This window comes from Edaphobacter dinghuensis, assembly GCF_014640335.1.
GTDB lineage: Bacteria > Acidobacteriota > Terriglobia > Terriglobales > Acidobacteriaceae > Edaphobacter > Edaphobacter dinghuensis.
Window position 1 is genome coordinate 835,275 of the sequence record NZ_BMGT01000003.1, and the last position, 20,155, is coordinate 855,429.

Annotated in this window: 17 protein-coding genes; 9 read left to right on the plus strand and 8 right to left on the minus strand. The window is 58.7% G+C overall.

Annotated features, from left to right (window positions below):
* Positions 1 to 29 precede the first annotated feature (29 nt).
* The 3 genes from IEW09_RS15320 to IEW09_RS15330 form a co-directional block, all read right to left on the minus strand.
* On the minus strand, positions 30 to 377 hold the full coding sequence (locus IEW09_RS15320; protein ID WP_188555050.1) for an ArsR/SmtB family transcription factor: 348 nt from the start codon (positions 375 to 377) through the stop codon (positions 30 to 32).
* Positions 358 to 810, minus strand: coding sequence for an SRPBCC family protein (locus tag IEW09_RS15325; RefSeq protein ID WP_188555051.1), 453 nt, complete (start codon positions 808 to 810; stop codon positions 358 to 360). The genes IEW09_RS15320 and IEW09_RS15325 overlap by 20 nt, the downstream gene beginning before the upstream one ends.
* 240 nt (positions 811 to 1,050) lie before the next feature.
* Entirely contained in the window at positions 1,051 to 1,227 is a 177-nt protein-coding gene (locus IEW09_RS15330) for a hypothetical protein (protein ID WP_188555052.1), read from the minus strand.
* Between the two features lie 196 nt (positions 1,228 to 1,423).
* Here IEW09_RS15330 and IEW09_RS15335 point away from each other — a divergent pair, with 196 nt between their 5' ends.
* A complete protein-coding gene (locus IEW09_RS15335) occupies positions 1,424 to 1,894 on the plus strand; it encodes a nuclear transport factor 2 family protein (RefSeq protein ID WP_188555053.1) in 471 nt (156 codons plus the stop codon).
* Between the two features lie 140 nt (positions 1,895 to 2,034).
* Here the strand turns inward: IEW09_RS15335 and IEW09_RS15340 are convergent, their stop codons facing one another.
* On the minus strand, positions 2,035 to 2,622 hold the full coding sequence (locus IEW09_RS15340; RefSeq protein WP_188555054.1) for a hypothetical protein: 588 nt from the start codon (positions 2,620 to 2,622) through the stop codon (positions 2,035 to 2,037).
* 385 nt (positions 2,623 to 3,007) lie between these two features.
* Here IEW09_RS15340 and IEW09_RS15345 point away from each other — a divergent pair, with 385 nt between their 5' ends.
* The 3 genes from IEW09_RS15345 to IEW09_RS15355 all read left to right on the plus strand — a co-directional run bounded on the left by IEW09_RS15345 (position 3,008) and on the right by IEW09_RS15355 (position 7,711).
* A complete protein-coding gene (locus IEW09_RS15345) occupies positions 3,008 to 5,113 on the plus strand; it encodes a TolC family protein (RefSeq protein ID WP_373282827.1) in 2,106 nt (701 codons plus the stop codon).
* A gap of 187 nt (positions 5,114 to 5,300) precedes the next feature.
* Positions 5,301 to 6,524, plus strand: coding sequence for a hypothetical protein (locus tag IEW09_RS15350; protein ID WP_188555055.1), 1,224 nt, complete (start codon positions 5,301 to 5,303; stop codon positions 6,522 to 6,524).
* 173 nt (positions 6,525 to 6,697) lie between these two features.
* The gene (locus IEW09_RS15355; RefSeq protein WP_188555056.1) at positions 6,698 to 7,711 is read left to right on the plus strand and encodes an MBL fold metallo-hydrolase; all 1,014 of its coding nucleotides are present in this window, start codon (positions 6,698 to 6,700) and stop codon (positions 7,709 to 7,711) included.
* A gap of 88 nt (positions 7,712 to 7,799) precedes the next feature.
* Here the strand turns inward: IEW09_RS15355 and IEW09_RS15360 are convergent, their stop codons facing one another.
* Positions 7,800 to 8,306 carry a PEP-CTERM sorting domain-containing protein gene (locus IEW09_RS15360; RefSeq protein WP_188555057.1) on the minus strand — a complete coding sequence of 169 codons (507 nt, stop codon included), beginning with the start codon at positions 8,304 to 8,306 and terminating at the stop codon, positions 7,800 to 7,802.
* Between the two features lie 195 nt (positions 8,307 to 8,501).
* On the opposite strand from IEW09_RS15360, the gene IEW09_RS15365 reads away from it, so the two are divergent.
* On the plus strand, positions 8,502 to 10,619 hold the full coding sequence (locus IEW09_RS15365; protein ID WP_188555058.1) for a thioredoxin domain-containing protein: 2,118 nt from the start codon (positions 8,502 to 8,504) through the stop codon (positions 10,617 to 10,619).
* A 13-nt stretch (positions 10,620 to 10,632) separates the two neighbouring features.
* Positions 10,633 to 11,175: an AAA family ATPase gene (locus tag IEW09_RS15370; RefSeq protein ID WP_188555059.1), complete on the plus strand. Its 543-nt coding sequence runs from the start codon at positions 10,633 to 10,635 to the stop codon at positions 11,173 to 11,175.
* 10 nt (positions 11,176 to 11,185) lie between these two features.
* Here IEW09_RS15370 and IEW09_RS15375 read toward each other — a convergent pair whose 3' ends face one another.
* Together IEW09_RS15375 and IEW09_RS15380 are read right to left on the minus strand one after the other, a co-directional pair.
* The gene (locus IEW09_RS15375; RefSeq protein WP_188555060.1) at positions 11,186 to 12,115 is read right to left on the minus strand and encodes an NADP-dependent oxidoreductase; all 930 of its coding nucleotides are present in this window, start codon (positions 12,113 to 12,115) and stop codon (positions 11,186 to 11,188) included.
* 20 nt (positions 12,116 to 12,135) lie between these two features.
* The gene (locus IEW09_RS15380; protein WP_188555061.1) at positions 12,136 to 13,068 is read right to left on the minus strand and encodes a mechanosensitive ion channel family protein; all 933 of its coding nucleotides are present in this window, start codon (positions 13,066 to 13,068) and stop codon (positions 12,136 to 12,138) included.
* 146 nt (positions 13,069 to 13,214) lie between these two features.
* On the opposite strand from IEW09_RS15380, the gene IEW09_RS15385 reads away from it, so the two are divergent.
* Positions 13,215 to 13,583 carry a hypothetical protein gene (locus tag IEW09_RS15385; RefSeq protein ID WP_188555062.1) on the plus strand — a complete coding sequence of 123 codons (369 nt, stop codon included), beginning with the start codon at positions 13,215 to 13,217 and terminating at the stop codon, positions 13,581 to 13,583.
* 102 nt (positions 13,584 to 13,685) lie between these two features.
* On the opposite strand, the gene IEW09_RS15390 is transcribed toward IEW09_RS15385, so the two are convergent.
* A complete protein-coding gene (locus IEW09_RS15390; protein WP_229739353.1) occupies positions 13,686 to 15,311 on the minus strand; it encodes a S8 family peptidase in 1,626 nt (541 codons plus the stop codon).
* Positions 15,312 to 15,526: 215 nt separating this feature from the next.
* On the opposite strand from IEW09_RS15390, the gene IEW09_RS15395 reads away from it, so the two are divergent.
* Together IEW09_RS15395 and IEW09_RS15400 are read left to right on the plus strand one after the other, a co-directional pair.
* Positions 15,527 to 17,836, plus strand: coding sequence for a sodium-translocating pyrophosphatase (locus IEW09_RS15395; protein WP_229739354.1), 2,310 nt, complete (start codon positions 15,527 to 15,529; stop codon positions 17,834 to 17,836).
* A 132-nt stretch (positions 17,837 to 17,968) separates the two neighbouring features.
* A complete protein-coding gene (locus tag IEW09_RS15400; RefSeq protein WP_188555294.1) occupies positions 17,969 to 20,152 on the plus strand; it encodes an alpha-ketoacid dehydrogenase subunit alpha/beta in 2,184 nt (727 codons plus the stop codon).
* The last annotated feature ends 3 nt before the right edge of the window (positions 20,153 to 20,155 follow it).

A 20,155-nucleotide genomic window follows, 5' to 3' on the forward strand; every position in this document is an offset into this window, starting at 1 on the left:
GCGTGGTCGAGATGATGGCGGGGGAGAGATCAGTCTTCGACGAAAGATTTTAGCCTGGCGAGCGCCTGGTTCCATTGCTCGGAGACGAGGTCGAGGTACTGCCTGATCTCGTCGATGGGCTCCGGATGAAGCTCGAAGAGGCTCTCGCGGCCCTCGCGATTGCTTTGTACGATGCCCGCGTCTTCGAGGACGCGAAGGTGCTTGGTGATTGCCTGCCGGGTGAGCCGGGAGCCGTGCGTGAGCTGCGAGATCGAGTGCGGCTGCCGGTCGCTGAGCCTGACGACGAGCGACAGCCGCGTCTCGTCGCCAAGCGCGGCAAAGACGACAGCGGGTGGGTGTCTTCGGGTTGTGGCGCGGTTACGGCTTCTGGGTGACATGGCTTTCGATGTTCTTCATCTGCTCGGTCCAGCCGCCGTCGTTCATGCGGAAGGCCTCGAGGCGGCGCTCGCTGGGGAGCTTGTCGAAACCGGACTCGGTGACGGTGAGCAGAGTGCCGCCGGAAGCGGGCTCCAGCCTGAATTCGACCAGGGTCGAAGGCTCGTGCGAGTAGTCCTTGCTGGGGTCGATGGCATAAGGGTGCCACGTGAAGGAAAACAGATGCTCTGGTACAAGCGCCTGCACGACCGCTTCGAACCGGAGATGTTCGTATCCGGGATACGTGATGTTTCCATGTACAGGTTTTCCGGGCAGGAAGGGAGCTTCCAGCTTGACCCGAAACCATTCTCCGAACTCGCGGTAGTCAGTTACAGCACGCCATACTCGCGAGATGGGGGCTTTCAGCTCGATCTTCTTTTCGATTTGATTGCTCATCTTTGGGCAACCTCCTGGTTGCATATTAGCGTGGCTCCAGCCGAAAGCGCAACCATTTAGTTGCTCTTTCTGGCGTGATTGCCATTGGCATAGAAAGATAAGCGGCAACAACGCATCCGTTGTTGCCGCTTATCTTTTTCAGAACAGATTGAGGCTGCTCTCTCGACATATTCCGCACTATTTCAAGCCACTGTGGACGAGCGCAACGATGCAGGATATGGATGAGAGACAGCTGCTCGGTTAGCCGTTATTGTCGTCCTTTTTTTCAAAGTGATCAGCGATGGCTCCGGCGCCTTCGAAGCCGGCGACGGCTGCCGCGCCTTCGGTGAGGATCGATGCATTGGGATCCAATTTCTCGGCCCCTTCGACTGCGACGACAGCTCCTGCGATTTTTTCTGCATCTTCTAAAAAGCCCATGACTGACTCTCCTTACTGCAACAGCGAATGAATTCTACCGGGATGGTAGTGCGATTGAGGATATCACCTGTAGTTGCATCCGCTGAATCAGGGTTTTCAGGCAGCCAACAAAGTTTGGCCTAGATGAGAGATGACGGATCTGGATGGGGACAGGTTCTAGGATGGAGGAAGGAAGAGTTCCTTCAGGAGGGTTGTTATGGCAGCGAATGTCGCGCTTGTACCACCGTTTACACGTGAGATTGCGATTCAGAAAGTTCGGCTGGCAGAGGATGGATGGAACTCCAGGGACCCCGCGCGGGTCTCACTGGCTTATAGCGTCGACAGCCGGTGGCGGAACCGGTCGGAGTTCGTGAACGGACGGGAGGAGATCGTCGAGTTTCTGACACGGAAGTGGAGCAGAGAGCTGGAGTATCGACTGATTAAGGAACTGTGGGCATTTGATGTCAATCGGATTGCGGTGCGGTTTGCCTACGAGTCTCATGATGTGGAGGGGGACTGGTTTCGATCGTACGGCAACGAGAACTGGGAGTTCGATGAGAAGGGGTTGATGAAGGTTCGTCATGCGAGCATCAACGACGTTCCTATTAAGGAGTCGGAGCGGTTGTTTCACTGGCCGTTGGGGCGGAGGCCGGATGAGCATCCGGGGTTGAGTGAGCTGGGGCTTTAGGAATTGTTCCTGGCGAGGCGGCGAGGGCCACAGAAGCAAAGGCAAATACAGGGGTCTCTCCACTCCGCTTCGCTCCGGTCGAGATGACGTGTCGTAGGGGTGGCTTTACTTCGGTCGAGATGACGTGCGGTTGTGGGTGGTTACTGGACGTTGTAATAGAGGATGATGAAGGTGATCTGATAGGCGATGGTGAGAGTCAGGACGGTGAGTTGGATGCGGCGGTTGGGGGAGATCAGGCCGATGATGCAGAAGGCCAGATTAATCGCCAGGCGGATGGGGTATTCGATACCGAAGGAGTGGAGGTAGGCGGTGCCTTTGAGGGCGGTGTCGATGTAGTCGAAGACAAGGGTGCCTGCGAGCAGGGCGAAGAACCAGCGGCGACGGGAGAGGAAGTACTGCTCGTAACCGCCGTATTCGGAGATGTCGTCGGGGAAGAGAAGTTTTGAGAGCAAAAAGTAGAGAATGGCGTAGAAGATGACGAAGAGGTAGGTCTCGAAGTTCCAGGAGCGGATGGAGGCGAGCCGGAACTCCCACCACCAGAAGTGGGTGACCCAGAGCAGCAGAGAAGCTGCCCAGCCGAGGTGCAGGATCGAAGGTCGTTCGCGGCGGGGATGCTGGACGAAACGGGCAAATCCGGAGAGCAGGGTGGTGATGCACAGGCCAACGATGATGGAGATGATGACCCGGATGTGGAGGTAGATGTCCGACAGAGAGGGGGCGGCGGTCATTTTGGCTGGGATGATTCTACCCCCGGCCTTTACTTCTGGTTCTGGAGTAAAGGTTTATGTTCGGGAGCGCGGATGGGGGTTGGTATACTTGGCGAGTTGAAAATCAGGGTAAAGATTTGGCTCAGGGCCGGGAACGAAGCGGCGGATGGGTGCGTATTACTGCCCATGTTGGTTTGCCGAATCAAGGCTTTAGATTTTCTTTAAGAATCGTGCGGAACCGGCGGCGCGTCTTAAGTGAATTGGAAAAGTTGGATGGAAGCGGCAGCCTGGCCGATCTTTTGCCGGGTTGCTGAGAGTTGAAGGACTCCGGAGAGGTTGCCTGTGCAAAAGGGCCGCACCGGGGAAGATGCTGGCGAACAAGCCAGGGAAGAGTTGGAGAGCCATCGTGAGATTAAGGGACATGCAGGCAGCAGCGAGTATCGGACTGTTGCTGATGAGCGTGAATACGCAACTGGGACTGGCGCAACAGACGAATCCGACCGCGCCGGCGACGCCGCAGACGGTGGTGAACGACACGACCGGACAGCGTGGATTACCGCAGGCGCCGCAGCCAAAGCTGACCGAGCCGCTCTACATGCGGAGCACGAGCCATGATTATGCGCAGCCGAAGAGCCATCTCTGGAACCCGATTGCTCCTTATACGTCGACCGATGTTCCTGCGCCGCGGCTCGATAATACGCCGAACCTGGATGGGCTGATGCGGGACGGGAAGATCTATCTGAGCCTGTCGGACGCAGTAACGCTGGCACTTGAGAACAACTACGATATCGCCATTGCGCGGCTTAACCTCGACATTGCGGACACGGATATTCTGCGTGCCAAGGCAGGAACATCGCTGCGCGGTGCTCCGGCGGGCGTAGTCACGAACACGATCGGTGGATCGGGTACGACGGTGACGTCGGGCGGCGGTCCGGGTGGAACGTCGGCGGCGGCGGGCGGGGCTGGGGCCGGTGCTTCGGGCCTGGTGTTGAGCACGAACGGCGGCGGCCCGGCACCCGAACTGCGCGATCCGGTGTTGACCGGACAACTGGAGTATGAGGACACAAAGCAGCAGCAGAGCAATACGCTGTTCAGCGGCGGTCTGCCCCAGTTGACGACGGATACGGGAACCTTCAACTTCGGCTATCAGCAGGGCTTCGTTACCGGAACCGCGCTGAACGTGACGTTCAACAACACCCGCGTTACGACGGACAATCCTTTCACGACCTACAGCCCACAACTGAATTCCAGCTTCCGGGCAGAGGTGACTCAGCATCTTTTGCAGGGTTTCGGCTGGGGCATCAACAACCGTTTTGTCATCCAGGCGAAGAACGATCGCAGGATCACTGACTCGGCCTTCAGGCAGCAGCTGCTCTATACGGTCAATCAGGTTGAGAACATCTACTGGGGCCTGGTGAGCGCGTATGAGGACGAGCAGGCCAAGGAGCGAGCGCTGGCACAGAGCACGCAACTGACTTCGGACAACCGGAAGCAGTTGGAGATCGGAACGCTGGCACCGCTGGATGTGGTGAACTCCGATGCTGCTGTGGCGACGGACAGGCAGGCGCTGGTGGCTTCGCAATCGAACCTGGAGTATCAGCAGTTGATTATGAAGCAGGCCATTACGCGGAACCTGAACGATCCGCAGCTTTCGAGCGCGCCGGTCATTCCTACGGATCGCGTGAGCCTGGACCGTCTGCCTGAGGAAGATATGTCAGTGGAGGACCTGGTGAAGCAGGCTTACACGGACAATCCTCAGATCGAGCAGGCCGTGTTGAACATGAAGAACAACGAGATCACCATCAAGGCAGAGAAGAATGGCTTGCTGCCGACGGTGGACGCGTATGCTTTCTACGGCGGCAGCGGTCTGGGTGGCGCGCAGAATCCAGCCGTGATCTGCGACTTTACAACGTTTGCAAAGTGCCCTCCGGGACAATATCCCTCGACCAGCTATAGAAATACGTTCGGTAGCCTGTTTGACAGCTCGAGCCCCGATAAGGGCGTTGGCGTGAACATCACGATTACGCTGCGGAACCGAGCGGCACAGGCCGATCAGGCGCGGTCGCAGATGGAGTACCGGCAGTCGCAGATGCGGTTGCAGCAGCTCTATACGCAGATTCGGATCAATGTCATCAACGGACAGTATGCGTTGACCAATGACCGGGCCCAGGTGAAGGCGGCTGAGGCGGGACGCGATTATGCGCTCCAGAGCCTCGATGCCGAGCAGAAGAAGTACAAGCTGGGCGCGTCGACCTCGGCCAATGTGTTGCAGCAGGAACGTAACCTTGCGGCTGCGGAGAACACGCTGATCTCAGACACGGCAGTCTATGCGAAGGACCGTGCGGCGTTGTCGCAACTGCTCTCGAACACGCTGGATAAGTACGGCATCAGCATTACCGACGTGGCGAAGGGCGATGTGGCGCAGGCTCCGGTGATTCCGGGGCTGACGGCTCCAAAGCCTCCGGCTACGGCAAAGCCGATTACGGAGAATCCTGCTCCGCCTGCTCAGTAAGCGGGTGGAGTTTGAAAAAGGCCCGGGCTTAGGCTCGGGCCTTTTTTTATTGCTCCATTGAAGTTTGGGCGAGAGGATGCGCGAAGGCGAGCCTGACTACAAAAAAAGATGCAGAGACAGTTCTCTTAGCGGTTGTGCCGGTGTAAGCTTTTGCCTACCCCGGCCCAGCTTTATAAAGAGGTGTTCGATGAAAAAGTCTGGTCTTGTCATCGGGTCCGTTGTATTTGCTACGCTCGTCCTCTATCTGCTTGCCTACTATTTTTTGCCTCCACCTCCACCCTCACCTGCGCTGGTCGCGCTCTTCGCAGCGATTGCGATCGTTTTGGTGTGGGCCTTGCAGTGGCTCTTTCGAAAGAGGGGCTCAAAAGATAACAACCATCCGGTGTTGCTGTGGGTTGCTGTCTCGCTGGCGTTGCTTTGCTGCCATCCGGCTCACGCACAGACGCGAGCGTATGTGGTTTGCAAGTTCGACACCGGTCCTCATGCAGGCACAACCGAGGCTTTTCTGACGTCGCCTGGGATTGCTGTGGGAGATCCATGCAACGATGGAGCGGGCAACTCGGGAACGGTCACCTCTGTTCGTGCTATCGAAGCGTCCGCCGGTTCTGCAAGGGATACTACTTCCGGCGGAGCTATCAATGACGCTGCTCCTGCTACTGCGTCTCCGAGCGATTCGGCGCCAGCAGCTACCGCTGCTCCTTCCGAGCCTGCTGCTTCGGCCACGCCTGAACCCACTGAATCTGCTGAACCACCACCACCGCCACCTCCTCCCCCGCCTGCTATTGTGGCGGAGGCGGAGCCATCCTTGCCTCGAGTTACGGGAACGGCTGTATTGTTGCGAGGGCGGCCGGAGGACCAGGGATATGGGCTTTACAGCTATGCTCTGCTGACTCATCGTCCACAGCAGAGTGAGCTGCCCAGATACCACGCTTTTCTGATGGCGCTGGTGGGACTGCCCACCGCGCAGGAGGTCGGCGGCTACGTCGGCAAGACCCGGATCAACATTACCTACTTTCCGCTGACGGCAGCGCCGACGAGTTGGGATGTTCTCACCACGCAGGGGAGGGTTGATTATGTGCTTGCACATTACGACTACGCTCGTGGAGCAGTGATGCTGGCAAGCCTTCCGGAGAGGATCGGCACTGGCCCGGTGCTTGTGTCCGTCCTTAAGCCATTGAGTTCGAATCAGCATCCTCATCCGGTGCTGGTTCAGGATCTGAGCAAGGCGCAGCCGGTGTTGATGTCCGATTATGTTGCCGAGTTCGTCGATCAGGCGGCAAAAGACCACTTCTGGGAGGCGATCACGCTGGAGGCCTTCGAGCTGCACATGAGAAATCTTCTGGAGACGGCCGCAGTTGGGCTGGGTATGAGTAAAACCGCGGTTGATGGATGGGTTCATGAGGATAAATGAGTAGGAATGACAAGTAGATAGTGACGGTTAAAGAAGCTGTCGCTACGCGAGAGATGAGGCCCGGGCCTTCCGTGCCTCCTTTTTTGTTACGCTCAATCAGGCCGGTCCGAGGACAGAGATGGTTGTCTGTGAAATAGAATCGGCCGGTGGTCGATGAGGCATCGAATCAAGATATGACGATGTTGCGGAAGGCTAGGCGCTCGGGACAGAAGTTTTTGAATCCTGTTCTGACAAGTGTGGGGGAGTGGAGCACGATTCTGAAGGTGCTTCCGCTCTATTTGAAGAGCAAAGAAGAGAAGGTGCCGCGGAAACCTCTGGGGCCGTTTAGGACGGATGTGGAGGTCTATCGGCAACCTCCGGCGAGCGGTTTGCGCGTGACGTGGATGGGGCACTCGTCGCTGCTGGTGGAGATAGACGGAACGAATGTGCTGATCGATCCGGTGTGGGACGAGAGGGCGTCTCCGGTGCAGTGGGCTGGGCCAAAACGATTCTTTCCGGCGCCGCTGTCGCTCGACCATCTTCCCCGGATCGATGTTGTGTTGGTGTCGCACGATCACTATGACCATCTGGGAGAGGCGACGATTCGCAAGCTTTCGCGGATGGATTCGATGAGGCAGACGCGGTGGGTGACGTCGCTCGGGGTGGGTGCAATTCTGCAGCGGTTCGGCGTTGCTCGAGCGCAGATATCGGAGCTGGACTGGACGGAGAGCGTAACGGTTGCCGAAGGTGCGCTGGAGATTACGGCGGTGCCTGCTCGCCACTTCTCGGGAAGGAAGATGGGCAACCGGTTCGAGACGCTGTGGTCTGCGTTTGTGCTGAAGGGCGCGGCGCACAAGGTTTACTTTGGCGCTGACTCGGGCTGGTGGGAAGGGTTTGCCGAGATCGGCGCTGCCTATGGGCCGTTCGATCTGACGATGCTCGAGATTGGTGCGTTTCATGAGCTATGGGCAGACATTCACATGGGGCCGGATGGTGCGGCACGGGCCTTCGCCGCTCTGGGCGGCACAGGCTTGATGATGCCGATTCATTGGGGGCTGTTCGATCTGGCGCTGCATGGATGGAGACAGCCGACGGAGAGATTGCTCGAAATCGCAGCAGAGCAGGAGATTCTGTTGTGGATGCCGGAGCCGGGGCGTCCGACCGAAGTGGTGCGGGAGACCGAGTTGCGATCGGATTGGTGGCGCTGATCCCGGCTGTCGTTCTGATTGTGGAATATCGTTGCACAAAAAAGAGAGGTTGCCATTTGCGAGGCAACCTCTGCGAGGAAGAACCTCTTTAGGATGCGGAGAAGAACTTTCGACGTGTTATTCCTGCCAGACCAAGGATGCCTGTGCCGAGAAGAAGTAGGGTGGAAGGCTCAGGTGTTGCTGCGGTAGCGAGGGAGAAGGTTACGGGGACGGTTTGGGTGAAGTTATCTTCGTCATCGAGAAAGGCGAAGTAGCCGTCGCCGTTGTTGAAGATATTCACATCATAGTGATCGGGGCCGTTGATCTCGGTGAAGCTGAAGCCGTGCGAGTCGAGCGTTGGTGTTGCTGCCGGGAAGAGCAGGTTGTCGTTTCCATGAAAGTTGCCGGGAGCGATCAGGCCGGTGACGCCGGTGCCCATGATGCCGGAGATCAGGTACTCTCCACCGCTTTGAAGGGATGCGGTCAAAGTTCCCGATCCGCTGAAGGGTCCGGAGGAACCGGTAGCGGCGAAGTTGAAGGTATCTGCATGGGCCGAGGCAGCGATCGCCAGGACAGTGAGAAGAGCTAGGGAGGATAGGAGGGGGGAATAACGCATGAAAGGGCCTCGTTGGTGGCGTTCTGACTTGCGTGGAGCTATCTGTTGAGATGCCCGCAGTTATATGCAAAAGCGATACAACTTTGAGAAGCGATTTTCCACTATTTCGCGCGAAAGAGCGCCGGGGCTGGAAATAAATTCCGATATTGAAGGATGGTTCATGGAGCACGATGCGGGTGCTCTAGACTTAAAGCTATGAGCGAAAAGAAGAACTCTTTGGAGCGGGCGGCTTCGGCGTATCTGCGGTCGGCGATGCATCAACCGGTGGACTGGCAGGAGTGGGGTGAGGCAGCGTTCGCAAAGGCGCAGGCCGAGGACAAGCCGATTCTGCTGGACATTGGCGCGGTGTGGTGCCACTGGTGTCATGTGATGGACCGTGAGTCGTATGAGAACGCGGAGACTGCGAAGGTCATCAATGAACATTTCGTTGCAGTGAAGGTTGACCGCGACGAGCGGCCCGATGTGGACACGCGCTATCAGGCGGCGGTGTCGTCGATCAGCGGACAGGGTGGATGGCCGTTGACCGCGTTTCTTACGCCGGACGGCAAGCCTTACTTTGGGGGGACTTATTTTCCGCCGCAGGACCAGCATGGACGGCCCGGCTTTCAGCGAGTGTTGCTGACGATGGCGGAGGCCTTCGAGAAGCAGCGTGGCCAGGTGGATGAGTCTGCGGCCAGCGTGATTGCGGCGATCGAGCATAACGAGTCGTTCATGGGACGGGCTGGGAATCCGGGGCCGGAGCTGGTGCAGAAGCTGGTGGCATCGGCGGTGAAGCAGTTCGATCCGCGATCGGGCGGATTTGGGTCGCAACCGAAGTTTCCTCACTCGGGTGCGATCGATCTGCTGCTGGATACGGCTTCGCGCGGCGGTGGCAGTGAGGCTGCGAAGACGGCGGCGATGGTGACGTTGCAGAAGATGTCGCAGGGAGGAATCTATGACCATCTTGCGGGCGGGTTTCATCGCTACTCGGTCGATGAGGGATGGGTGGTCCCGCACTTCGAGAAGATGTCCTACGACAATAGCGAGCTGCTGAAGAACTATGTCCACACCTTCCAGACGTATGTGCAGCCGGAGTCTGCGCGGGTGGCGCGAGAGATGATTCGCTGGATTGATGAGTGGCTAAGCGACCGCGAACGCGGCGGCTTCTATGCTTCGCAGGATGCTGATTTTTCGCTGGAGGATGATGGCGACTACTTTACTTGGACTCGCGATGAAGCGGCTGCGGTTTTGACTGCGGAGGAGATGGCCGTCGCTGGACCTTATTACGACATTGGCGAGATTGGCGACATGCATCACAATCCGCTGAAGAACGTGCTGCACGTTCGCGTGACGCTGGAGGATGTGGCGCGTGCGAATGGCGTGACGGTGGAGGTGGCGCGGGAACGGTTGGCTTCGGCGAAGAAGAAGCTGTATGCGGCGCGGCTGGAGCGGCCTACTCCGTATGTGGATAAGACTGTTTACGTGGCGTGGAACGGGATGATGATCTCGGCTTATCTGGAGGCGGGACACGTGCTCGATCTGCCGGAGGTGAAGGCGTTCGCGCTGAAGTCGCTGGAGCGCGTGCTGCGCGAGGCGTGGGATGCGAGCAAGGGCATGGCGCATGTGGTGGCGTATGGCGAGACGGGCGGCAGTGCTGCTCGTGTGGCCGGTGTGCTCGATGACTATGTATTTGTTGGGCACGCTGCGCTCGATGCGTGGGAGGCTACCGGAGAGATGCGCTACTACAAGGCTGCGGAGGAGATTGCAGCAAGCGCGGTGGCGCGGTTCTATGACAAGACAGGACTGGCGTTCTTCGACACTGAAGCTCCGGCAGAGGGTGAGGTGCGGCTGGGTGCATTGGTGACGCGGCGCAAGCCTTTGCAGGATTCGCCTACACCTGCGGCGAATCCGGTGGCGGCGGCATTGCTGTTACGGCTGGCGGCGTTGAATGACCGCGAGGAGTATGCGGTGATGGCGCTCGAGACGCTGGAGACATTCGCAGGTGTGGTGGAGCACTTTGGGCTCTATGCGGCGAGCTATGGTTTAGCTTTGCAGCGACTCTTGTTGGGGACGGTGCAGGTCTGCGTGATTGGTGATGACGACGAAGCGCGGCGGCTGGAGGCGGTTGCGCTGGCTCGCTATGCCGTCAACAAGAGCGTAGTCCGGTTACGCAAGGAGCAGTTGAGTGCTCTGCCTCCTGCACTTGCTGAGACGTTGCCGCATCTTCCGGGGATCAAGGATGGAAGCGTTGCGGTGATCTGCACCGGCAGAGGCTGCCTGCCTCCGGTGCGAACGGTAGATGAGTTGATTGCAGCGATGAATCAGGCGTTATAGGAGATGTGATTGGATGCTGGTGGTGATCGGCGGCGGACCCGGCGCGGGGAAGACGACCGTGCTGGGCGAGCTGGAGCGTCGAGGGTTCAAGCATGTGGCCGAGGTGGCTCGGCAGATCATTCAGGAGCAGGTACGCGATGGAGGCAATGCGCTTCCGTGGAGCGACACGGCGCGGTATTGCGCTTTGATGCTGAAGCGTTCAATTGCTTCGTATGAGGAACATGCTTCCCGTGAATTTGCTTCGGTGGAGGTTACATTTTTTGATCGGGGAATTCCGGATACGCTTTGTTATGCGCGGTTAGTGGGGCTACCGGAGGACCAGATCGTTGAGGCCTGCCGGAAGTACCGCTATGCGCAGCGGGTGTTTCTCGCTCCACCATGGAAGGAGATCTATGCGCGAGATGCGGAGCGGAAGCAGAGTTTTGGCGAGGCCGAGCGAACGTATGAACTGATGACTCAGACTTATGAAGATTGCGGGTATGAGGTAGTGGAGATTCCTCGCGTATCGGTGGAAGAGCGAGTTGATTTTATTTTGAGCATGATGCGCGGCGAGTAGTCCGAATCACTCAGGGATTTACGGCGACTACTATTTTTCCGTATCTCTGTGCAGATGGAATGGAGTGGTTGTATATCTGCTCTGCATCTTGCAAGGGCACGACTGCTTTTACAAAGGTTCTTAGCGTTCCTTTATCGAGAAGGCTGGCGATCTCGGCCAGTTTTTTCCCATCGGGTTGGACGATGAAGAAGGCATCTTTGATCTTTTGTGGTGCATCATCGGGGATGTCGTCTGCGACTGTTACGACGCGTCCGCCGGAGCGGAGAACGTTCCAGGAACGGGCGAGCGTATCGCCGCCGACGGTATCGAAGACGAGGTCGATGTCGTGAAGGTGTTGATCGAATGGGGTGGCGCGATAGTCGAGCACCTGGTCGGCTCCGAGGCCTTCGACGAACGGAACAGTATCGCGTGATGCGGTTGCGATGACGTATGCGCCAAGCAATTTTGCGAATTGCACGGCGAAGAACCCTACTCCGCCTGCGCCGCCGTGGATCAATACACGCTGCTGCGGCTGAAGATGTCCGTGATCTGTAAGCGCTTGCCACGCGGTGAGGGCTCCAATGGGTACGGTGGCGGCTTGCTCGTAAGACAGAGACTTTGGACGCAGAGCGATGGAGGTGGCAGGGGCGACGGTAAATTCGGCGAGCGCGCCCTCCTGGTACCAGTCGTTCATGCCGTAGATGGCTTGTCCTTTGGTGAACGATTGAATGTTTTCGCCGCACGCTGCGATATCGCCTGAGAATTCATGCGTCGGGACCGCATTGGTTCGCGGCGATCCATCGGCTTTCTGTGTTGTCGGTTGCCAGTTCAGCTCGTCTGTAATGACTCCGGCTGCGCGCACGCGGATGAGTACCTCATCCGGTCCGGGTGTTGGCGTGGGTCGTTCTGAGGCTTGCAGGGAGAGGCCGTTTGCGGTGGAGACGGTCTGCATTACCTTCATGATTCCTCCAGTCTGTGCTCTTAACCGCCGATCAGCGGCTGCTGTGCCGGTGGCGCAGGGGGATTGGGTGCGCGCAGGATGAGCATGTTGGCCGGATCATTGCCGAGCGGGATGCCTTCCTTCTCGAAGGTGATGATGATGCGGCGGCGCAGCTCGCGCAGAACGGGGTCGCGCTGGTTGGCGCGGACGCGGATCTGGATGAGATAGGTGACCGCGCGGCCTTCGATCTTGTCGATGCCGAGAATGTTTGGATCGGCGATGGCGATGTCTCGGAAGGCAGTGTCGTTGCGGACGCCGCTGGCAAGGGTGCGAAGAACGTCGATGACTTTGTCGGGGTTGGCGCTGGCGTCTACGCTGACGTTCAGATTGGCAAGCGAGTAGTTGCGGGAGAGGTTGGAGACACTGGTGATCTGGCTATTGGGGATGATGTAGAGGGTGCCATCGCTATCGCGGAGGCGGGTAAGGCGCAGGGTAAGATCTTCGACGGTGCCCTGGAGACCGGCGATTTTGATAACTTCGCCTACGTTGTACTGGTCTTCGACGAGAATGAAGATGCCGTTGAGCATGTCTTTGAAGATCGACTGTGCGCCGAGGCCGATGCCGACACCGACGACGCCTGCGGAGGCCAGCAAAGGCGTGAGATTGATGTTGAAAATCGACAGAACATGCAGGAGGACAATGAAGCCGATCAGACTGTAGGAGGTGGCCCTGATGATGGCAGCGACTGTACGAATCTGCGCTGCGCGTTGTGCGTTGCCTACCTGTTTGTCGGCCCGTAGACGCATCCGGTTGACGAAGAAGATGACGATTCGTTGCAGGACAAATGCGAGAACAAGAATGAAGATGAGACGAGGCAAGTCTTTGCTGACGAAGTCGATGACATCGTTGTGCCAGTCTCGCGCAAGGATTTTTGAGATACGTTCGTCTTGCAGGGGCAATGCCTGGAGGAGCATGATTATGGCGTCTCGCTTTCGTGCTGACTGCTATCGATCGAAATTATCCGAGCTTCTATAACAGAATGCTTGAGCGATAGATAGGATGCAATTGTCCTGAAATAATAGGATGCAATTCCACAGGGAACGTGAGATGAGGGGGAAGTATGAAACTTCTTCGTGCGGCGGTGGTGGGAGTCGTTCTTCTGGTTGCGGTTTCAGGAACATACAGCAGCGGACAACTGGCGCAGCCGTTTCCGTCGCAGCAGCCTACGCAGGGGCGGCCAGGCGTGGATGTGCCGCCGCTTGGACCCTCCATCTCGCCGGAGATGCAGGCGCAGCAGGCGCGGTCGCGCAACAGCGATCGTCAGAAGCAATTGGTGGACGATACCAATAAACTGCTCGTTCTGGCCACGCAACTGAAGCAGGATGTGGATAAGACGAACAAAGATGTTCTTTCAGTGGATGTGATTAAAAAAGCCGATGAGATTGAGAAGCTTGCCCATAGCGTGAAAGAGCGCATGAAAGGTTTATGAATGTTAAAAGACAAAGACAAAATGCGGAGGTCTCTCCGCTACGCCGCGCGATGAGACTGCGCGACTTTGATCGCGATGATGTTTCGTCAGCTTGAGCGACTTCTAGTGAGCGGTCAGGGCCGCCTCGGCGTTGATCTGGGGAACGGGCAGCGACGGCGATGGAGTTGCGGTGGCATGCAGGGTGGAGATGATCGTGGCGGCGGTCCAGTCTGGGTGGGCGGCGCGCAGCAGGGCAGCGGCCCCTGCAGCGAGAGGCGCAGAGGCACTCGTTCCAATGGCCTGCACGTAGGGCGTGTGGCCGAGGGTGAAGCATCCGAAGCTATGTGAACTGTCAGAAGGTGGACCGTCGATGGTGGAAGGTTTACCCGAGCTGCAGGCTCCGCGCACCCATCCGCTGACGGCAAGGTCGCCGCCTTCGGGGTAGCTGCCTCCGGGTGCGGCCAGGGCGTTGAGCGATGCTCCGTGATTGCTGTAGTAGGCGAGCGCGATGGGGCCAGGAGTGCAGGCGGCTCCGGCGGCTGTGTTTTGCGCGCAGGCAGGATTGGTGGAGGCCTCGATGGCGAGCACGCCGCTGGATTGGGCGGGAAGCTCGGCGTAGCGAGGGTTGGAGAGATCGAGACCATCGTTCCCTGCGGCGGCTACAACAACAATGCCTGCCTGAGCGGCGTCGTTGGTGACCTGGTCGAAGGCTGCCTTCAGTCCGGCTCCTTCGCCGGTGGTGAGGTCGACGGTGGCGCCGACCGAGAGGGAGATGATGTCGGCATGGTTGTCGATGGCGTCTTCGATGCCCTGAAGAATCCAACTTAATAAACCACTGGCCTGACCGGAGGTACACTGGTCGGCGACAGAAGCGCTGCCTGAGCTGGTATCGGGCATGCGCTGCAGCACTTTGATGTTGAGCAGGGTTGCAGCAGGAGCTACGCCGATGACCTCTCCGGTACCCGGCCCGAGGGCTCCGGCTGCGAGCGACGCGGTCCAGGTGCCATGACCGTCCTGATCTTGAGGAGTGCCATCGTCGCAGGGGCTGGGGTAGTCGGCCTGATCGATTTCGCTTAGGTTTAAGGCCAGGTTAGGGGCGATGTCAGGGTGGTATTCGTCAACACCGCTGTCGAGGATGGCGATGCGGACGCCCTTGCCCATGGTTGTATCCCACGGTCCATGAGCAGGGCCTCCGGCGACGTTGTTGCCGTAGCCGCCTACCTGTTGAACGGCCCAGCCCTGGGGAGATGCGGTGTAAAAGGAATCGTAACTTCCGGGTTGGGTGGTTGAACCAATAATGACGCTGAAGGTGGCTGGGACGGCTTGTTTAAGCGTAAGCCGGTCGGCTGTCACGATGCGGTCGTGCAGGACGTACTGAACGTTGGGCTGCGCGGTCAGGCGGCGCATGGTCTCGGCATCGCTTTGCGCGGGTGCAAAATTTGCGGTGCTGTTACGGGCGCGAACAGGACTTGTTGCAGGGAGCGATTGGACGGCGGCGATGCCCAGCCGTTCGTTGCGATGGAGCAGGCGGGCCCCGGCGATGCGGGTGCTCACCTCAGCATCCATGGGAATGGTGCGGTTGCGATAGACAACGATATAACGGTTGGGAACGATAGGAGTCACTGCCGTTTGCCCATGCAGGCACGGCGAGACGAGCAGAAGGAAGAGGGCGAATAGCAGGATGGCGCGCGGCGATTCCGGATTCTGGGAGATTCGATGCTTCAGATGGATATTGCCGAGACCGTACACCGATGCACCTCGCTCTTGCTTGATCTCTGCATCGGCACGCGGCGCAGCAAGGACTAGCGTTTGACCGGAGCGGGCTGTTACTTTGGTTTACCGCATGGATGAAGAAGCACTGGTACTGCTCACCGTGTAATGCATTGACCCTGTTGGATTGCACATGCTCTAATGGCCGCCTTTGTGAAGCTGGTTGGAGATTCATGTTCTAAGGAGATCTTTGCATGGGAGTAGTAAGCCTTCTGGGTATGGTCGTTCAGGTGCAAGTTCCAGCTACCTCTGCTGGCATCTCCGGCGATGGCGGTACGATTTGCCTTTGGATGGCGATAGCCGTTGGGGTGCTGGCATTAGTTGCGGCCTGGATGCTCGCGCGGCACGTGCTTTGCTGCGAATCGGGAACACCGGAGATGCAGTCGATCTCGAACGCGATTCGCGAAGGCGCCGAGGCGTTTCTGCGGCGGCAGTACAGGACCATCGGTGTAATCGCAGTCATTCTGGCGATCCTGCTGTTTGTGGGATACCACATGTCGGCACGAACGGCTCCGTTTGCGATGAAGACGGTGATCAGCTTTCTGGTGGGTGCGGTGTGCTCCGGATTGGCCGGCTATACCGGCATGTATGTTTCGATCCGCGCCAATATTCGAACGGCCTCGGCGGCGCGCGGGAGCTTGAACAAGGCGTTGCAGATTGCGTTGCGCGGCGGCGCTGTGACCGGCCTGGTCGTGGTGGCTCTTTCGCTGGTGGGCGTTGGCGTGTTGTTCCTGCTCTTTGGCGGGCTGGAGAATCCGCAGTCGGTGCCGTACGAGCTGGTGGGATTTGGATTTGGAGCTTCGCTGGTGGCGCTGTTCGCGCAGCTTGGCGGCGGAATCTATACCAAGGCAGCCGATGTGGGTGCTGATCTTGTCGGCAAGGTGGAGGCGGGAATCCCGGAGGACGATCCGCGCAACCCGGCTGTGATCGCAGACCTTGTAGGCGACAACGTGGGCGACTGCGCAGGCCGTGGCGCAGACATCTTTGAATCGACCGCGGCAGAGAATGTCGGCGCGATGATTCTGGGCGCAGCGCTCTATCCCGTCTTTGGAGTGAAGGGAATTCTGTTTCCGCTGATTATTCTGGCGATCAATCTGATTGCCAGCATCGCGGGAGTCTACGTCGTGAAGACGAACGAGACGGAAGACCCGATGCGGGCGTTGAATCGCGGGTTTTATCTGACGTCGGTACTGGCTTTGATCGGGTTCGCCGTGGCGGTGTACACCATGCTCGACGGGCCGATGGTGAAACCGCTGTGGCTGCTGGGTTGCGGTGTGGTCGGCTTGATCACATCGTTCCTCTTCGTGTGGATCACGGAGTACTATACCGAGTCGCGCTACAGGCCGGTGCAGTCGATTGCTGCTGCTTCGTTGACCGGGCCTGCAACAAATATCATCAGCGGCTTGGCGGTCGGCATGGAGACGCCTGCGCTCCCGGTGATTGCGATCTCGGCGGCGCTGTTGTTGAGCTACTACTTCGGCGTGCAGGGCCTCAGCGGAGTCGCGGGCATCACCGACTATGCCAAGGGAATCTATGGAACGGCCCTCGCCACCATGGGAATGTTGAGCTGCGCGGCTTACATTCTGGCGATGGATACGTTTGGGCCGATCACGGACAACGCGGGCGGGATTATTGAGATGTCGAACCAGCCGGAGTCGATTCGCGAGCGCACCGACAAGCTGGACTCGGCGGGCAACACCACCAAGGCGCTGACCAAGGGCTATGCGATTGGCTCGGCTTCGCTGGCGGCGTTCCTGTTGTTCTCGGCTTATCTCGAAGAGATCAAGGTTATCGTGGCGGACAAGGTTCACCTTGCTGGCGGATACATGCCGCCGGGCTGGAGCTTCACTAACATCAATCTTGCGCAGGTGCCGGTGTTTGTCGGCGCGCTGTTGGGAGCGATGCTGACGTATCTCTTCAGCTCGATGGCGATCAAGGCGGTTGGGCGGACGGCGCAGATGATCGTGAAGGATGTTCGCGACCAGTTCAAGGAGAATCCGGGGATCATGGCCGGAACTTCAAAGCCGGACTATGGACGATGCGTCCACATCGTGACCGGAGCGGCGTTGAAGGAGATGGTGATGCCGGGGCTGCTGGTAGTCTGCATGCCGGTCGCGGTGGGGTTGATCTTCCGCCACTTCAGCGCGAGCTATCAGGCGACGTCGGAGATCTATGCGCCGGGAACGATTCTGCCGGTGCCTGCGATTGCAGGCATTCCGGTGAACCTTGCCGGAGCGGAGTCGGTTGCCGGACTGCTGATGGTTGGCACGATTGCAGGCATCCTGCTGGCGATGCTGATGAACAACGGCGGCGGCGCCTGGGACAATGCAAAGAAGTTTATCGAGACCGGGCAGTATGGCGGCAAGAAGTCGGAGGCGCACAAGGCTTCGGTGGTGGGGGATACGGTCGGCGATCCGTTCAAGGACACAGCTGGCCCGAGCCTGCATGTGCTGATCAAGCTGTTAGCTACGATTACGCTGGTTCTGGCTCCGCTGTTTGTTTAGTGGGCGTTTGTTTAAAAACTGGTTGCATCGCTTGACACACAGGCCGCCTTGGTGAGAGGCGGCCTTGGTGCGTGGGGATGGAATAAAGCAGCCTCAAAACAGTACAATCACACCTTGGCAGAGGCAATAACGATGGCTCGAAATATGGTGTCCAACTCGGTTGAAAAAAAGGTGGCGGAAGGAGAACTGACGCCAGAGCAGTTGATCCAGTTCTATCGACTGATGTACCTGTCGCGGCGGACGGACGATCGTGAGATTGTTCTGAAACGGCAGCAGAAGACCTTCTTCCAGATCTCGTGTGCGGGCCACGAAGCGTTGCTGGTTGCCGCCGGGATGGCAATGAAGCCGGGATACGACTGGTTCTTTCCGTACTATCGCGACCGTGCGATCTGCCTGGCGCTGGGCAATACCGTAGAGGAGCAGTTGTTGCAGGCGGTGGGTTCCGGCGAAGACATGGCCAGCGGTGGACGCCAGATGCCTTCGCATTGGACGAGCCGAAAGCTCAATGTAGTGACGCCGTCATCGGCGACGGCAACGCAGTGCTTGCATGCCATCGGCTGCGCCGAGGCAGGTCGATATTTTTCGCGCCATCCTGAGGCCGCGGCGAAGCACGAGGGCGACTACCGCGAGTTCAAGGATGTGAAGTTTCACGGCGACGAGGTGGTGTACGTCTCGATCGGCGAAGGCTCGACGAGCCAGGGCGAGTTCTGGGAGTCGCTGAACACCGCAAGCAACGGCAAGCTGCCCGTCGTGTACGTGGTCGAGGACAACGGCTATGCGATCTCGACTCCGGTGGAGGCGAACACTCCCGGTGGAAATATCTCGCGGCTGATCGCGAACTTTCCCAACTTCCACTTTGCCGAGATTGACGGCACCGATCCTATCGCCAGCTACAAGGCGATGGTGGAGGCGGTCGCCTATTGCCGCGCCGGACATGGCCCGGCGCTGGTGCATGGGCACGTTGTGCGGCCCTACTCCCACTCGATGAGCGAGGATGAGCGCGACTATCGCGCCCGCGCTGAGATCGATGCCGATGCCCTGCGCGATCCCATCTCGAAGATGCAGGTGTGGCTTCTGCGCGAGGGAATTCTCGACGCAGACGGAATCAACCGGTTAGAGCGCGAGGTCGATGAAGAAGTGTTGCGAGCGGCGGACCGCGCCGTTGCAGCCGCTGCACCTTCCACCGCGCGCGAGGCGATCCTGCGTCATGTCTATTCGGAGGATTTGAAGCCCACCGACAAGCGCTTTGAATCGAAGCCCGTCGCCGCTGTCGATCAGAAGGATCAGGTCGAACGCACGATGGCCGACCTCATCAATACCTGCCTCAAGGACGAGATGCGTCGCGATGAAAGAATTGTGGTCTTCGGCGAAGACGTCGCCGATGCCACACGCGATCAGGCTCTGCGCGCAGGAGAGATCAAGGGCAAGGGCGGCGTCTTCAAGCTGACGGCGGGACTGCAAAAGGAGTTCGGCAACGATCGTTGCTGGAACTCGCCGCTGGCCGAGGCGAACATCGTCGGCCGCGCCATCGGCATGGCGGTTCGTGGATTAAAGCCTGTGGTGGAGATTCAGTTCTTCGACTACATCTGGCCCGCGATGCACCAGATGCGCAATGAGCTGTCAGTGATCCGCTGGCGGTCGAACGGCGAGTTCAATTGCCCGATTGTGATCCGCGTTCCGATTGGTGGCTACATCACGGGCGCGATCTATCACTCGCAGTCCGGCGAAAGCATCTTCACGCACACGCCGGGAGTGCGCGTGGTCATGCCGTCGAATGCACTCGACGCACTCGGCCTGCTGCGGACAGCGATTCGTTGCGACGACCCCGTGTTGTTTCTGGAACACAAGCGGCTCTACCGCGAGACCTACGGGCGCGCCGTTTATCCGGGGCCGGACTACTGCATCCCGTTCGGCAAAGCGAATATCGTGCGACCGGGCAAAGATCTCACCGTCGTGACCTACGGTGCTGTTGTGCCTCGCGCATTGCAGGCGGCGCAGAAGCTGCATCGCGAAAAGGGAATCGACGTAGAGCTGATCGACCTGCGCAGTCTCTCTCCTTATGACTGGGAGACAATTGCCGAAAGTGTGCGCAAGACGAACCGCGTGATTGTGGCGCATGAAGACATGCAGAGCTGGGGATACGGTGCTGAGATCGCCGCTCGCATCGGCGACGAGCTGTTCCACGATCTCGATGCTCCGGTGCGCCGTGTGGCAGCGATGGATACGTTCGTAGCCTATCAGCCGATTCTCGAAGATGTGATTCTGCCGCAGCCGGACGATCTGTATCGGGCGATGGCAGAGCTTGTCGCCTTTTGATTG

Coding starts and splice junctions, on each gene's coding strand:
- IEW09_RS15320 (WP_188555050.1), bottom strand. CDS start 377: ATGTCACCCAGAAGCCGTAACCGCGCCACAACCCGAAGACACCCACCC.
- IEW09_RS15325 (WP_188555051.1), bottom strand. CDS start 810: ATGAGCAATCAAATCGAAAAGAAGATCGAGCTGAAAGCCCCCATCTCG.
- IEW09_RS15330 (WP_188555052.1), bottom strand. CDS start 1,227: ATGGGCTTTTTAGAAGATGCAGAAAAAATCGCAGGAGCTGTCGTCGCA.
- IEW09_RS15335 (WP_188555053.1), top strand. CDS start 1,424: ATGGCAGCGAATGTCGCGCTTGTACCACCGTTTACACGTGAGATTGCG.
- IEW09_RS15340 (WP_188555054.1), bottom strand. CDS start 2,622: ATGACCGCCGCCCCCTCTCTGTCGGACATCTACCTCCACATCCGGGTC.
- IEW09_RS15350 (WP_188555055.1), top strand. CDS start 5,301: ATGAAAAAGTCTGGTCTTGTCATCGGGTCCGTTGTATTTGCTACGCTC.
- IEW09_RS15355 (WP_188555056.1), top strand. CDS start 6,698: ATGACGATGTTGCGGAAGGCTAGGCGCTCGGGACAGAAGTTTTTGAAT.
- IEW09_RS15360 (WP_188555057.1), bottom strand. CDS start 8,306: ATGCGTTATTCCCCCCTCCTATCCTCCCTAGCTCTTCTCACTGTCCTG.
- IEW09_RS15365 (WP_188555058.1), top strand. CDS start 8,502: ATGAGCGAAAAGAAGAACTCTTTGGAGCGGGCGGCTTCGGCGTATCTG.
- IEW09_RS15370 (WP_188555059.1), top strand. CDS start 10,633: ATGCTGGTGGTGATCGGCGGCGGACCCGGCGCGGGGAAGACGACCGTG.
- IEW09_RS15375 (WP_188555060.1), bottom strand. CDS start 12,115: ATGAAGGTAATGCAGACCGTCTCCACCGCAAACGGCCTCTCCCTGCAA.
- IEW09_RS15380 (WP_188555061.1), bottom strand. CDS start 13,068: ATGCTCCTCCAGGCATTGCCCCTGCAAGACGAACGTATCTCAAAAATC.
- IEW09_RS15385 (WP_188555062.1), top strand. CDS start 13,215: ATGAAACTTCTTCGTGCGGCGGTGGTGGGAGTCGTTCTTCTGGTTGCG.
- IEW09_RS15395 (WP_229739354.1), top strand. CDS start 15,527: ATGGGAGTAGTAAGCCTTCTGGGTATGGTCGTTCAGGTGCAAGTTCCA.
- IEW09_RS15400 (WP_188555294.1), top strand. CDS start 17,969: ATGGCTCGAAATATGGTGTCCAACTCGGTTGAAAAAAAGGTGGCGGAA.